Genomic DNA, 12,922 nt, shown 5'->3' with positions numbered 1-12,922 from the left:
GTATCCGTTACAGCCTCGGGCTGTGCTGTGGCAGCTTTCTGGCTAGCGATTACTTATCTAGCGAAAAGCGCCCATCAATGACTGAAACAATTCGTTTGCGACACTGGTCGCCTGGGCCGCCGCCTGATAGGCCTGCTGATACTTGAGCAGATTGGCCGCTTCCTCGTCGAGATTGACCCCGGACAAGCCCTGCACTCGGGCTGTGGCCTGGTTAAGCAAGGCCTGCTGGGAGTCGAGGTTAAGTTGAGTACTGCGGGTGGCGACGGCGATATTGCCGACCATTCCATTGACCGTGTCGGCGATACTGCTGCGACCACCATTGAGATAGCCCAACTCTTCCGCAGCCGCCATCGCCAGCATATTGCGGTTGTCGCCCACCGCGCCGGAGTTGGCGGCAACGCTAAAGCTGTCACCCACCGACGGCGTGCCATTCAGTACGAACGCATTGCCATTCATCACCACGGTCTGGCCCGGTGTGTAGGCAAAGCTTCCGCTGCCATTCACCTGATAGGTATCCGGCGCAATAAAACTCAAGGTCAGGGTGTCGGTCAGATTGGCGTTATCGGGGTCAACCACCCGCGTTTCTGAAATACTACCGGACCCGGTATTGGTCGTTGCCGCTGCGCTGCGAGTGGCTGCCGCCGCCGCGATCCCGGCGGGATCTGTCATCACCACCTGAAGGTCTGCAGCGGCTCCTGACACCGGGCGCACGACAAAGCGGTCGCCCGCAACAGGAAGCATGTCTACACTGATGCTCAGCCCCTCAACTACCAGCGGGTCGGCTGGTGTTCCCGCGCCGCTGAACCCGGTTACGGGCTGTCGGCTGGCTTCGTTGAAGACCTGCCAGGCAGTGCCGTTGTAACTAATCATCAGATTGTTACCCGTCAGCGCGCCAATGTCAGTAATGTTGGCAGTCATCGCTGCAGTGCCAGTGTTAGTGCTCGCGGCAAAGGTTGTTGGCGAAGGCACCGCGAAGATATCGCCACCGCGGTTACCTTGTAAATCCAACCCGGCACGGTTGATGTCATTAATGCTGCCAGAAACCGCCACAGCAATTCGCCCGAGTTCATTCTTGCTTTTATCCAGCAGGTCATCGCGAAACGCCAGCACGCCGCCCAGACTGCCGCCGCTCAAAACGTCGCTGATTTCCACATTGACCGCGCCACGGATGGCAATTTCAACCCGCTGCGCATCAAACTGGGAAGGGGACGCGGTCAACTGCTGGGGTTCGCTGCCCAGCACCAGTGACTGGCCGTTGCCCACAAACACATTTACCGCACCATCGTCCTGGGCCACAGTACTGATTCCCACCAGCTCACTGAGTTTGAGCAGCGACTGGTCCCGTTGATCCAGCAGGTCGTTGGGCTCGCCGCTAAACTTACCCCTGGCCTCCACGATCATTTTGTTGGACAGGGCGATCTGGCCAACATAGTCATTTATCTCGCTCACCACGGAGGTAATTCTGGCATTCACCTCCTTGTCGAGACTGTCCATCTGCGAGGACATATCGGCAAAGCGATCGCCCAGTGCGCTGGCCTCGGACAATAACAGTTGGCGGGAGGACATCGACGCAGGGTCATCTGCAACATTTTGTACGCTGTCGTAAAATCTCGACAGCGCCGTGCTGATCCCCAGTTCCGGGTCAGACAGGGCGTTGTCCAGCTGGCTGGACAGGGAGTAATAACTGCTCAATTGGGCATGACTGTTGCTGGCGGTACGCATTTGCTCAACAGCAAAACTATCGTACACCCGGCGCACTGCGTCGATATTCACCCCTGACCCAATGGCAAAGCTGCCAACTTGCTGGGGCACACGGGTGTTAAAGGTTACCGCCTGGCGGCTGTAGCCCTCGGTGTCTGCATTGGCGATATTGTGACTGGTCGTGGCGATTGCTCGCTGATACGACACCAGAGCCGACAATGAATTGCCCAGCATATCACCCATACTAACTACCTCGACCTGTCAGAGTGTTATCGGCAGCGCTCGCGTCAACTTGAGTGTTGGCCTGATTCAGCAACTCGCTGCGCAGGGCGCTGCCCTGGCCGGTAATGGCCGTCGCGCCCCCCGACAGCTGCTCGACGATACTTTGGGCGATACCAATGCCGCCCTGCTCCGACAGGGTCACCGAAAGCTGTTTGTCGTACATTTCCCGATACATGTCGCCGCCGTCACTGCTGAGCAAGCCGCTTTCCTGCACTCCGTCGCGCATACTTTTCAGCATCATCTGCAAAAACAGGGCTTCAAACTGGCGGGCAACCGGCTCAATGGCGTCCTCGGTATTGGTGGTCGCCTCTCGACGCAGCGCCGCCAGTCCGGAGAAGTCGTGATAGTTGGCGGGCTTGATATCCATTAGATCACCACCAGCTCGGCGCGCAGGGCACCCGCCTGATCCAGTGCTTCAAGAATAGCGACCAGATCACTGGGAGCCGCGCCAACATCGTTGATCGCCTTGACGATTTCCTCGAGGGTGACGCCGGCATTGAGCAGGAACATTCTGGAGCCGGTCTGATTAACCTGGATATTCGATTCCGGGGTGATCGCCGTTTGCCCCTGGCCACCGAAGGGCCCCGGCTGACTGACATTGACACTCTCGGTGACCGACACCGTCAATGAACCGTGAGTCACCGCCGTGGGCATTACCCGCACATTGCCACCGATAACGATAGTGCCGGTGCGCGAATTAACCACCACTTTGGCCACCGCCTCCGCCGGTTGAATTTCCAGCTCCTGTAGCATGGAGATAAAAGTGACACGGCGATCGGCATTGCTTGGCCCCAGCACCTTCACGGTGGTCGAATCCATCGCACTGGCAGTGCCGGCGCCAAACACCTTGTTGATCTCCTCAGACAAACGGCTGGCCGTGGTGAAGTCCGCTTTTTTCAGGTTGAGCATCACCTCGCCATTATTGGCCATGGCACTGGGCGCCGCCCGCTCCACTATTGCTCCGTTAGGAATACGACCGGCACTGGGAATATTGACCGTTACCCGCGAGCCATCGTTGCCCGTCGCACCCAGACCACTCACCAGCAAACTGCCCTGAGCCACCGCATACACCTGGCCATCGGCCCCCATCAGCGGCGCCATTAACAGGCTACCCCCACGCAAGCTGGAGGCGTTGCCAATAGAGGAAATAGTAATGTCGATTTTTTGCCCCGGCTTGGCGAAGGCTGGCAGCGCCGCATGGATAGTTACCGCTGCCACATTCTTTAACTGGGGATTGACGTTGTCGGGTACGCGCACACCAAAACCGGTAAGCATATTGCGCACACTTTGAATGGTGAACGGCGCCTGACTGGTCTGGTCGCCGGTGCCGGGCAAACCTACCACCAAGCCGTAGCCGACCAGCTGGTTCTCTCTAACGCCGGAGATATTCACCAGATCCTTGACCCGGTCAGCGGCCACAGGCAGGGCCAGGCCAACAGAGAGGAGCATCGCCAGGACTACATTTTTAAACGTCATAATACTGTCCTCTTCTCACCCGACTCAGAACGGTGACAACACCGACTGGAACAAACGTCCCAGCCAGCCCATGGAGTTCGCGTCGGCCAGCGCACCCTTGCCACTGTAGGTAATACGCGCATCTGCGACCTTGAAGGAAGGCACCGAATTATCCGCAGCGATATCTTCGGGGCGCACTATGCCCTTGATGCGAATAAACTCGTCGCCCTGATTGATGGTGACCCATTTCTCGCCGCGCACTCTCAGACTGCCGTTGCGCAGCACCTCGGACACGGTCACGGTAATGCTGCCAGTCAAGCTGTTGCTCTGGCTGCTGGCGCCCTGGCCGTTAAAGTCCTGGTCGGAGCTGACCCCGGTGGTCAGAATCGGCACACCGTTGTCGGTAACCCCACGACCCAACAGCGTAACGGTGGGCACTGAGATATTGCTTTCCTTCGCGGTAGCGGTATTCGAGCTTTTGCTGGCGTCGGTTTTTTCCGACAGGATCACGGTAATCACATCACCCACCTGCCGCGCCCGGCGATCCAGAAACAGGCTCATACCGTAGCCGGCCTGGTATATCGAACCGGGGTTTTCCGACACCGTCGTCTCCCGACCCGGCATCTGGGATTCCCAGGAATCCTGCCGCTCAGGGCTCTGCGCACAGGCCGCCATCAGCATGGACAGCCCGACTGCCAGTAATAATTTTCCCTTGGAAACGACCATTATCGACCTGCCTTCACCCGGTAGTTACCGCGCGTTTACAAATTATTGTTAACGTATTGCATCATTTGATCGCTGGTAGAGATCGCCTTGGAATTCATTTCATAAGCGCGCTGGGTCTCAATCATATTGACCAGCTCTTCCACCACATTCACGTTGGAACCTTCCAGTGCGCCCTGGGCAATCGTCCCCAGACCCGTCAACCCCGGCGTGCCGGTTTGGGGCGCACCACTGGAGGCCGACTCGACATAGAGGTTTTCACCGCGGGCTTCGAGCCCCGCCGGGTTGATGAAATCGGCTAGCTGAAAGCTGCCTAGTTGCACCGGCGCCGAGTCGCCGGCGATCACCGCCGAGACCACGCCGTCGCTGCCGATAGTAATGCTGCGGGTGCCCTGGGGAACTGTCATGCCCGGCTCGACGATGTAGCCACTGTTGGTGACAATCTGTCCCTGGTCGTCCAGCTGAAAGGCGCCGTCGCGGCTATAGGCCAGCGAGCCGTCGGGCATGCGAATCTGAAAGAATCCATGGCCGTTAATCGCGACATCCAGGTTATTGCCGGTCTGGGTCATGGTGCCCTGATTGAATATCTTCTCCGTAGACACTACCCGCACACCGGTCCCCACATGCATACCACTGGGCAGCCGGGTTTGCTGGGAGGACTGGCCGCCTACCTGGCGATAGTTCTGATAGAGCAGGCTTTCAAAGGACGCACGGTCGCGCTTGAAGCCCGTGGTATTGGCATTGGCGAGGTTGTTGCTCACCACCTGCATTCGAGTGTTTTGCGCGTCGAGGCCGGTTTTAGCTACCCACAGCGATGAATTCATAAGAGACTCCTGTTATTCCAGTCGCATGAGTTGCGCGCCCGCCTCATCGACGGTTTTTGCGGTACTCATTACTTTGACTTGCATTTCATAGCGCCGGGCCAGTTCGATCATATTGACCATGGCTTCGATGGTGTTCACGTTTGAGCTTTCCAGACTGCTGGTCGCCAGGCGGATGTCCGCCGACACTTTGGCTTCGCTGCCGTCGGCAAGACGCAGCAGGCCATCCTCGCCCTTGCGCAACTGCTCTGCGTCGGCTTCCACCAGTTTGATGCGATCGACCACCACCGAGGACTCTGGCCCCAGTCCCAGCGGCACAATCGAAATTGTACCGTCGGCACCTATGGTGAGGCTGTCGTGCTCAGGCACCGCCAGTGGCCCGCCGTCGCCCATCACCGGCAGGCCCGCGCCGTTGATCAACATGCCATCGGTGGTCAGATGAAAATCACCCCGCCGGCTCAGGGCCTCACCGCCCTCCGGGGCCTCGACCACAAACCAGCCGGGGCCGTTAATCGCAACATCTAACGGGCGACCTGTGGTGGTAATTGTGCCCTGACTGTAATCGCTGATTTTCATATCGGCGATGGCATTGATGCGGGTCGGCAAGCCGCCGCCGTTGACCTGCTCCGACATCAGTGAGTAGAAGTCGGAACGAAAGCCTGTGGTGTTGGCGTTAGCCAGATTATGGGCATTGGTGGTCTGCGCCAGCTCGGTATGCTTGGCCGCCGTCATGCCGATATATAACAATCTGTCCATGCTTTACCTCCCGCTACCCGCCGCTTAGCGAATATTGATAATGGCCTGGGTCACCGCATCCGATGTCTGAATCATCTGGGTGTTGGCCTGAAAATTACGCTGGGCGGTGATCATTTCCACCAGCTGCTCGGTCAGGTCGACATTCGACCCCTCCAGTGCGCCGGCCTGTAACAAACCAAAGTTGGAGGTGCCCGGCTCACCTACGCGCGGGCCGCCAGAGGAAAAGGTTTCTGCCCAGGCGGTATCACCCTGCTGCTGCAGACCATTGGGATTGGTAAAGCTCGCCATGGCTACCCGCCCGAGGGAGGTCGCCTGACCATTGGTGTAACGCGCTGAAACCACGCCAGTGGACGAGACCTCAACGCCGGTCAAGCGGCCAGTGGTAAAGCCGTTTTGCTGAAGGGTATTCACACCGAATTCAGGACCATATTGGGTAGTGGTCTGGTAATCAAAGCTCAAATCCAGCGGCGCAGCGCCGGTGCCGGGATCGTAGGTGGGATAGGTCACCACCCCCGAAGCGGGGCTAATGAGCGTGCCCTGATTGTCGTATTGCAGGGTGTTAAACCCGCCCACTGCAACATCATCAACATAAAGCTGCTGCTGCCAGGTGTTGACGGCCGGATCTTTCACAAAATACATGGTCGCGGTGTGGCCTGCGCCGAGGGAGTCGTAAATCGTCATGGAGGTGGCGTGGTTGTAGCTCGACGCCACTGAAGGATCGAAGGGGCTCGCCGTCGGCACCGGTGCGTTGCCCGGCAGGTTGACTCCGATTTCCGCACGGGTCGTCGCCTCCGGTGCGTTTTCATTGACCTCCAGACGCAGGTCACTCAGGGAGCCGGTGGCAAATTGGCCATCGCCAGCGGGTGGAAAGACCTGCAGGCGATTGCCGTTGGTATTGACCACAAAGCCCTCGCGGTCAACGCTGAAGGCCCCGGCACGGGAGTATGTAATCCCACTGTTGCCCTTCATGGTGAAAAAGCCCTCACCACTGATGGCCAGATCCAGGTTGTTGTCGGTAAAGTCGATATTGCCCTGGGAAAACTGCTGCACAATGCTGTTGAGCTTGGCCCCGGCACCGGGTGTTGTTTTAGTCACGTCGTTATTGGACGTGGCATAAACGTCGGCAAAGGATGCCCTCGAGCTTTTAAAGCCCGTGGTATTTACGTTGGCGATATTATGCGCCGTGACATCCAGATGCGACGACGCGGCGTTCAATCCACTGAGTGCGATGCGAAAGCTCATTTGACTACTCCTGCTACGGCGGTTTCCCGTCTGTTATTGGCTGAGGACAACGACAAGGTCGCCATTCAGCTGATCTCTTTCACCTGGGACATGCTCACGCTGCCCAGGCCTTCAAGTTGAACCATGGGGCTGCCGCCCCCGGTAGGCACGCTGACGCTGTGCACGGGCACACGAACCCGGGTTTCCAGCGCTTCCAGCGAGTTGCCGTTCAAGTAATTCGCACGCAGGGTGTAATTGCCCGGCGGCAGACGCTGGCCATCGAGGCCGGTGCCGTTCCAGCTGAATTCCACCTTGCCCTGTTGCTGCGGCCCAAGTGCCACCTTGCCGAGAATTTCTCCGCTGGGGGCAAGAATGTCGATGTCGACGCCCCGAGTGCTGACCGGCAGCGTGACTTGCCCTTTGACCGATCCTGACGCCGGCAACGCAGCGCGGTCAGAACTCACCAAAACCTCCTTGCCGATCAGCGACGAGGCGTCCAGCAATTGACCGCCGTACAGCGACTCGGTGAGTGACGACAGGTTTTCATTCATTTCACTGATACCACTCACCGAGGTGAGCTGGGCCATTTGACCGATAAATTCAGTGTTGTCGGTAGGTTTGAACGGGTCTTGATTCTTCAGCTGCTGCAGCATCAGCTTCATAAAATCGTCCTGCCCCAGAGAGGACGCATCCTTTTTGGCCGTGGCGGCACTGTTCTGCTGCTGCAATTGTTCCAGGCTGCGAATTTCCATCATCTACCCCTATTGCTGACCGAGCTGCAAGGCGCGCAGCTGGAGCGTTTTAATGGTTGAAAACACCTCGGTGCTGTTCTGGAACGAACGGGTGGCCGACATCATATTGGCCATTTCGTCGGCGGTGTTCACATTGGTGCCGTAAACGTACCCGGTCTCGTCAGCCAGGGGGTTATTCGGCTCATAACGCTTGGGAATCGGCGCATCGCTTTCAATAATCCCGCTCACTGCCACCCCCGCAGGGTTGCGCTGGGCGTCCAACACGGTGGTAAACACCGGCTGGCGCGCCCGATAGGCTTCGGCCTCGCTGCTGGCCAGGGTGTCGGCATTAGCCAGGTTACTGGCGGTGATATTGAGCCGCATCATCTGCGCGTTCATCGCCGCCGCTACAGCGTTCAGTGGATTAGCCATTGCTTATCGGCCTCCCTGGAGAATGGATTTCATACTGGCGAAACGCCCACCCAGAAACTGCAGGGTGGCCTGATAACGCATACTGCTGTCGGAAAAGGCTGCCTGCTCTATGTGGCCCTCGACGGTATTGCCGTCCATAGAAGGCTGATAAGGCATCCGGTATTTCAGCCCACCGCTGGTCTCGCCGGTAGCATTTGGCTGTACCGACAAATGCGCCTCATTTGTCCGCGCCATTGCCAGGCGACTCTCGACTCCGGCTTCGCTCAGCGCCGCCTTGAAGTCGATGTCCATGGCCTTGTAGCCCGGGGTATCGGCATTCGCGATATTATTGGCAATCACATTCGTGCGCTGCTCGTGGATTCGCAGCGCAGGCTGATGGATGCCAAGTGCCTTATCAAAACTTATCGCCATTTTTTTCTCGTTTTTACTAAAGTTATTGCCGTCTCTGCCGTTGTATCCTGCACAGGCGCGCCATTCGTGTGGGCAAAAGCCTGCGTTTGCCACGGATCACGCAAACTGCGTGCCACTTAAAAATATCTCTATTTTTCAAAACGTTAAAAATACTTTCCTGCGAAGCGCCAGAATTTCGGCAAGACCTTGCCGCTTTTTCCCCGAGGCGGCGGCAAAAAGCTGTCACTCTGAAGATCTCGCCGCTTAACCCATTGGTTTGTAACAGCCAGCCCCTCCCCTCTTGTGAGAATCTTTATTCCTCTATTAGTGGAAAGCCCTGACAGCTTGCTGGCACGGCAATTGCTCAAATACCCCTACCACGACGACAGCGACATTTTTTTGGCGGGGCACAGGCAATGAACATTATCCAGGGCTATGTAATAGGGTGCGGGCTGCTGTCACTCGTTCTCAGCAGCACCGGGTTCACCGCTGAAATCGAGTCTGCGGCGCGCATCACTGCAACCGCCAAGGCCTATATCAGTGCCCGCCACCCCTGGCAAAACCAGAAACACCGGGTGGCCGTTGGCAAACTGGACCCACGGACAAAACTGCCCAAATGCGCCGCGGAACTTCGCGCCTTCCTGCCCCCCGGCGCGCAGATTCAACGACGGACTACCGTCGGGGTGCGGTGCAGCGCCGGCAAACCGTGGAAAATTTATCTGCCGGTCACAGTATCTGCCTACGCCAATGTCATGGTGGCCAAACACCCCATTGCCCCCGGTCGCGACATCACCGCCGCCGATGTCAGTTGGGTGGAACGCGATGTATCGACCCTGTCCTACGGCTATGTGCGTTCGCTGAAGCAGGCCGGGGGCTTTCGCAGTCGCCGCAGTATCGCCCAGGGCGCGGTGCTGACGCCCAATATGCTGGAGGCCAGCAGCGTCATCAGCAAAGGGCAGCGCGTAGAGTTAAGCAGCAGCGGTAGTGCCATACAGGTCACAATGATGGGTATCGCGCTGGAAGACGGCGCCCTGGGCTCGCGAATAAAGGTAAAAAACCTGAGTTCGGGCAAGCACCTGGAGGGCACTGTCGCCTCCGACAATCGAGTTCGATTAAACTGAATGGGTAAAAAACCGCTAAAGTTTCCCCGGACGCGGCCGATAAACAGTACAAGGCTCGAATTAATAGAGGAATTGACATGGTTGACCGCATAGATAGCTCGTCGCTAAATCAAGCCCGCAAGCTTGATACTAGCCGCAGCGGCGCGGCGACAAAATCAACCGGTGCCGCCCCGGTATCACCAATGCCACAGCGGGAATCCACCGTTGAAACCTCGCTGTTGCAGCGCACCAGCGCAGAAATTGCCAACAGTGATGGCGTTGATCGCCAAAAAGTCGAAGAGATCAAAAACGCGATTCGCAATGGCGAGTTCAGTGTTGATGCCGACGAAGTCGCCAAGGCCTTTATCGACCTCGAAATGCTGACCAGCCGCTGATGGCTGCCTCCGCCTCCCTTTACCAGCAACTGCTGACCTGCACACAGCAGTTTGAGGCCCTGCTCGAAGAGGAGCTGGCGCTGCTCACCAGCGATCGCGAACCCGATCTGCTCAGCGAGCTGGCAGAAAAAAAGATGGATTGCGTGCAAAACCTGGACTATCTCGACCGCCAGCGACCCGCACAGGATGACAACAGCCCGATAGACAGCAACTGGCAGACCTGCCTGGGTGTACTGGCCCGCTGCCAGGTGCTGAATGAAAAAATCGGCGCGCATCTTCAGCGGCAAACCGAGTACAACGCTCGAGCACTGGAAATTCTCGGCCTGGCCGAACCCCAGGTTCGCACCTACGCCCCCGACGGATTGGCGGCGGAATACGGTGGCGGTCGCAGCATCGGCAAAGCCTAGCCGACCCCGAACATTACCGGCTCACCCCCCACAGCACCGCAGATAGGAACAAACCGCCGGCTAGAACAAGGTCAACTGCTCACCATCCCCCTCTCTGGGACTTGCAAAGCGCACACCCGCACCAATTAATCTGACCGGCCGCCCCAACCTCTGCCAGGCTTCACCCAGCAATTCACGAAAACAACTTTCAGGCACCGGAGCCAACTGGCGGCGCTCGACGGTGGTCGTCTGAAAATTATCGCTCTTCAATTTTATAAAGGCCCCGGCCACCACCAGCCCCCGCTGATTGTCCAGCCGCCGGGTCATTTCCACCAGCAACGGCGCCAGGGCTTCCTCTGCCGCGGCCAGCTCGGGAATATCCGCTGCAAAGGTGCGTTCCACGCTAAGGGACTTACGCTGCCGGTTATTCCCCACCGCCCGGCTATCAATGCCGCGAGCATAGCCGTATAACTGGCGACCAAAGCGGCCAAACTCCTCTATCAGCGCCAGCTCACTCCAGGCCTGTAGCTGGCCGCAGGTTTCTACCCCCAGCGCCGCCAGCTTCCCCGCCATCACCTTGCCGACACCGTGGATTTTTTTCACCGGCAAGTCGATAACAAAATCGGCCACCTGGGCCGGGGTAATCACCGTCAGCCCGTCGGGCTTGTCCCAGTCGCTGGCCACCTTCGCCAGAAACTTGTTAGGCGCGACACCCGCTGAAATAGTAATGCCCACCTCTACCCTGACCTCGGCTCGAATGGCCGCCGCAATACGGCTGGCGCTGCCGGAAAAGTGCTGGCTGTCGCTGACATCGAGATAGGCCTCATCCAGTGACAGAGGCTCGATAACATCGGAGTAACGCTCGAAGATCGCCCGCACTTGATAGGCAACATCCCGGTATTTCTCCATATTGGGAGGACGCACTATCAGCTGGGGGCAGCGCTGCTTGGCCATCGAGGTGGGCATTGCCGAATGCACACCAAAGGCCCGCGCCTCGTAATTACAGGTGGCGACCACTCCGCGTCGATCCGACGCACCGCCAATCGCCAGCGGCCTGCCCCGCAAACCGGGGTCGTCGCGCATTTCCACGGCGGCATAAAAGCAATCACAGTCGCAGTGGATAATTTTTCGTTGTGAAGATGACATCGACGCAGCAACTTGCACACAGCAGACACACGGTGACGGCCCGCTCTTCACAGATCGCCACCACTGGATGAATGTCCATACTTTACTCCCGGTAGTCAGTAAACACTAGGGCCTGTTAACACTCTACCGGGCGCCTCGCCGCTTCGACTGGGTTATACTGGCCCACTACATTCACCATCGTTACAGGCTGAACACCCCTATGAGTATTGGTAGCTGGACGCCGGAATCAGAAAAAGCCGCACTGCAAATCGACACCGACTGGCTAAACACCTGCATTGCCATCAGCGAGAGCGACGCTCTGGATAAACTGCCCGCCCCCTTCAGCGAAAGCGAGCAGCAGCATTACAGCGCTTTTATGCGTCTGCCCCAGGACACCTGGCAGCAGGCGGTGGCTGACTTGAACAACGACCAGCTGATTCAGCTGATCCGCTTTTTTACCGTTGCCGAGGAGCGTATCAGTGGCTGGGAAGCTGGCGCAGAGTCCCCGGCAATCTGGATCAACAAGGTCCTCCGCCAGCGGGGAGAGAAACTCTCTACCGATATGCTGCGCTGGATTCGCGCCAACAGCCGCAACCGCTTTATTCCCAACGGCAGCTTGGGCTAGGGGCATCTTTGGCAAAATGCCGCCAAAGCCTTGGCGCGACGGCAGCAGGCTTTTAAAATGCCCCCGCCCGGAACGCACCCCGACGACCTCGAACGGCTCCGCCGTTAACCCTTTTTACGGCGACAGTAATGACAACCAGTCTGCGAATCACTGAAATCTTCTATTCCTTGCAGGGCGAGGCCCGCACTGTAGGCCTACCGACTGTTTTTATCCGCTTGACCGGCTGCCCACTGCGCTGCACCTATTGCGATACCGAATACGCCTTTCACGGCGGTGAGCGTCGCGACCTCGACGATATACTTCGCCAGGTTGCCGACTACTCCCCCCGCTACGTCTGTGTGACCGGTGGCGAGCCACTGGCCCAGCCACAGTGCCATGACTTGCTCACCGCGCTGTGCGACGCGGGCTACCAAGTGTCGCTGGAAACCAGCGGTGCAATCTCGGTAGCCCAGGTGGATAAACGGGTATCGAAGGTCATCGACCTGAAAACCCCGGCCTCTGGCGAGCAACACCGCAACCTGATGGACAACCTGGATCACGTCGGCCCCCAGGATCAAATCAAGTTTGTGGTATGCGACCGCCAGGACTACGACTGGGCCCGCTTTCAGCTGGACCAGTACCAATTGAACACCATTGCCGGTGAGGTACTGTTCTCACCCAGCTTTGGCCAAATTAACGCCACTGATCTCGCCAACTGGATTGTTGCCGATAACCTGCCTGTGCGCTTCCAACTGCAATTGCACAAACTGCTGTGGAACGACGCCGCCGGCCACTGAACA

The 12,922-nt window shown here is 58.0% G+C and carries 16 protein-coding genes; 5 read left to right on the top strand and 11 right to left on the bottom strand.

What is annotated here, in order from left to right:
- Positions 1 to 57: 57 nt before the first annotated feature.
- From flgK to flgB, 10 genes are all read right to left on the bottom strand, one after another.
- Positions 58 to 1,944, bottom strand: coding sequence for a flagellar hook-associated protein FlgK (flgK, locus tag HCU74_RS04920; protein ID WP_168449312.1), 1,887 nt, complete (start codon positions 1,942 to 1,944; stop codon positions 58 to 60).
- A gap of 1 nt (position 1,945) precedes the next feature.
- The gene (locus HCU74_RS04915; RefSeq protein WP_168449311.1) at positions 1,946 to 2,350 is read right to left on the bottom strand and encodes a rod-binding protein; all 405 of its coding nucleotides are present in this window, start codon (positions 2,348 to 2,350) and stop codon (positions 1,946 to 1,948) included.
- Entirely contained in the window at positions 2,350 to 3,459 is a 1,110-nt protein-coding gene (locus HCU74_RS04910) for a flagellar basal body P-ring protein FlgI (protein WP_168449310.1), read from the bottom strand. The genes HCU74_RS04915 and HCU74_RS04910 overlap by 1 nt, the downstream gene beginning before the upstream one ends.
- A gap of 24 nt (positions 3,460 to 3,483) precedes the next feature.
- Positions 3,484 to 4,164: a flagellar basal body L-ring protein FlgH gene (gene flgH / locus HCU74_RS04905; RefSeq protein WP_168449309.1), complete on the bottom strand. Its 681-nt coding sequence runs from the start codon at positions 4,162 to 4,164 to the stop codon at positions 3,484 to 3,486.
- Positions 4,165 to 4,199: 35 nt separating this feature from the next.
- Entirely contained in the window at positions 4,200 to 4,985 is a 786-nt protein-coding gene (gene flgG / locus HCU74_RS04900; RefSeq protein ID WP_168449308.1) for a flagellar basal-body rod protein FlgG, read from the bottom strand.
- A 12-nt stretch (positions 4,986 to 4,997) separates the two neighbouring features.
- Positions 4,998 to 5,738: a flagellar basal body rod protein FlgF gene (locus HCU74_RS04895; protein ID WP_168449307.1), complete on the bottom strand. Its 741-nt coding sequence runs from the start codon at positions 5,736 to 5,738 to the stop codon at positions 4,998 to 5,000.
- A 24-nt stretch (positions 5,739 to 5,762) separates the two neighbouring features.
- Entirely contained in the window at positions 5,763 to 6,980 is a 1,218-nt protein-coding gene (flgE, locus tag HCU74_RS04890) for a flagellar hook protein FlgE (protein WP_168449306.1), read from the bottom strand.
- A 65-nt stretch (positions 6,981 to 7,045) separates the two neighbouring features.
- Positions 7,046 to 7,711 carry a flagellar hook assembly protein FlgD gene (locus tag HCU74_RS04885; protein WP_168449305.1) on the bottom strand — a complete coding sequence of 222 codons (666 nt, stop codon included), beginning with the start codon at positions 7,709 to 7,711 and terminating at the stop codon, positions 7,046 to 7,048.
- Between the two features lie 9 nt (positions 7,712 to 7,720).
- Positions 7,721 to 8,122, bottom strand: coding sequence for a flagellar basal body rod protein FlgC (gene flgC / locus HCU74_RS04880; RefSeq protein WP_168449304.1), 402 nt, complete (start codon positions 8,120 to 8,122; stop codon positions 7,721 to 7,723).
- A 3-nt stretch (positions 8,123 to 8,125) separates the two neighbouring features.
- Entirely contained in the window at positions 8,126 to 8,533 is a 408-nt protein-coding gene (flgB, locus tag HCU74_RS04875) for a flagellar basal body rod protein FlgB (protein WP_168449303.1), read from the bottom strand.
- Between the two features lie 395 nt (positions 8,534 to 8,928).
- Between flgB and flgA the strand changes: the two genes are divergently transcribed.
- From flgA to HCU74_RS04860, 3 genes are all read left to right on the top strand, one after another.
- On the top strand, positions 8,929 to 9,633 hold the full coding sequence (gene flgA, locus HCU74_RS04870) for a flagellar basal body P-ring formation chaperone FlgA (RefSeq protein ID WP_168449302.1): 705 nt from the start codon (positions 8,929 to 8,931) through the stop codon (positions 9,631 to 9,633).
- 77 nt (positions 9,634 to 9,710) lie between these two features.
- On the top strand, positions 9,711 to 10,007 hold the full coding sequence (flgM, locus tag HCU74_RS04865) for a flagellar biosynthesis anti-sigma factor FlgM (protein ID WP_168449301.1): 297 nt from the start codon (positions 9,711 to 9,713) through the stop codon (positions 10,005 to 10,007).
- Positions 10,007 to 10,414: a flagellar export chaperone FlgN gene (locus HCU74_RS04860; RefSeq protein ID WP_168449300.1), complete on the top strand. Its 408-nt coding sequence runs from the start codon at positions 10,007 to 10,009 to the stop codon at positions 10,412 to 10,414. Before flgM ends, HCU74_RS04860 begins: the two co-directional genes overlap by 1 nt.
- Before the next feature lie 60 nt (positions 10,415 to 10,474).
- On the opposite strand, the gene dinB is transcribed toward HCU74_RS04860, so the two are convergent.
- On the bottom strand, positions 10,475 to 11,539 hold the full coding sequence (dinB, locus tag HCU74_RS04855) for a DNA polymerase IV (RefSeq protein WP_168449299.1): 1,065 nt from the start codon (positions 11,537 to 11,539) through the stop codon (positions 10,475 to 10,477).
- A gap of 199 nt (positions 11,540 to 11,738) precedes the next feature.
- On the opposite strand from dinB, the gene HCU74_RS04850 reads away from it, so the two are divergent.
- Positions 11,739 to 12,143, top strand: coding sequence for a hypothetical protein (locus HCU74_RS04850; protein ID WP_168449298.1), 405 nt, complete (start codon positions 11,739 to 11,741; stop codon positions 12,141 to 12,143).
- Between the two features lie 128 nt (positions 12,144 to 12,271).
- The gene (queE, locus tag HCU74_RS04845) at positions 12,272 to 12,919 is read left to right on the top strand and encodes a 7-carboxy-7-deazaguanine synthase QueE (protein WP_168449297.1); all 648 of its coding nucleotides are present in this window, start codon (positions 12,272 to 12,274) and stop codon (positions 12,917 to 12,919) included.
- The last annotated feature ends 3 nt before the right edge of the window (positions 12,920 to 12,922 follow it).

It is taken from the genome of Spongiibacter thalassae (genome assembly GCF_012272835.1).
GTDB lineage: Bacteria > Pseudomonadota > Gammaproteobacteria > Pseudomonadales > Spongiibacteraceae > Spongiibacter > Spongiibacter thalassae.
Note: the sequence above shows the minus strand (reverse complement) of the source record. Positions and strands in the feature narration are given on the sequence as shown.

Coding starts and splice junctions, on each gene's coding strand:
- HCU74_RS04910 (WP_168449310.1), bottom strand. CDS start 3,459: ATGACGTTTAAAAATGTAGTCCTGGCGATGCTCCTCTCTGTTGGCCTG.
- dinB (WP_168449299.1), bottom strand. CDS start 11,539: ATGTCATCTTCACAACGAAAAATTATCCACTGCGACTGTGATTGCTTT.
- flgA (WP_168449302.1), top strand. CDS start 8,929: ATGAACATTATCCAGGGCTATGTAATAGGGTGCGGGCTGCTGTCACTC.
- flgM (WP_168449301.1), top strand. CDS start 9,711: ATGGTTGACCGCATAGATAGCTCGTCGCTAAATCAAGCCCGCAAGCTT.
- HCU74_RS04885 (WP_168449305.1), bottom strand. CDS start 7,711: ATGGAAATTCGCAGCCTGGAACAATTGCAGCAGCAGAACAGTGCCGCC.
- flgK (WP_168449312.1), bottom strand. CDS start 1,944: ATGGGTGATATGCTGGGCAATTCATTGTCGGCTCTGGTGTCGTATCAG.
- queE (WP_168449297.1), top strand. CDS start 12,272: ATGACAACCAGTCTGCGAATCACTGAAATCTTCTATTCCTTGCAGGGC.
- HCU74_RS04860 (WP_168449300.1), top strand. CDS start 10,007: ATGGCTGCCTCCGCCTCCCTTTACCAGCAACTGCTGACCTGCACACAG.
- HCU74_RS04915 (WP_168449311.1), bottom strand. CDS start 2,350: ATGGATATCAAGCCCGCCAACTATCACGACTTCTCCGGACTGGCGGCG.
- flgC (WP_168449304.1), bottom strand. CDS start 8,122: ATGGCTAATCCACTGAACGCTGTAGCGGCGGCGATGAACGCGCAGATG.
- flgE (WP_168449306.1), bottom strand. CDS start 6,980: ATGAGCTTTCGCATCGCACTCAGTGGATTGAACGCCGCGTCGTCGCAT.
- flgH (WP_168449309.1), bottom strand. CDS start 4,164: ATGGTCGTTTCCAAGGGAAAATTATTACTGGCAGTCGGGCTGTCCATG.
- HCU74_RS04850 (WP_168449298.1), top strand. CDS start 11,739: ATGAGTATTGGTAGCTGGACGCCGGAATCAGAAAAAGCCGCACTGCAA.
- flgB (WP_168449303.1), bottom strand. CDS start 8,533: ATGGCGATAAGTTTTGATAAGGCACTTGGCATCCATCAGCCTGCGCTG.
- HCU74_RS04895 (WP_168449307.1), bottom strand. CDS start 5,738: ATGGACAGATTGTTATATATCGGCATGACGGCGGCCAAGCATACCGAG.
- flgG (WP_168449308.1), bottom strand. CDS start 4,985: ATGAATTCATCGCTGTGGGTAGCTAAAACCGGCCTCGACGCGCAAAAC.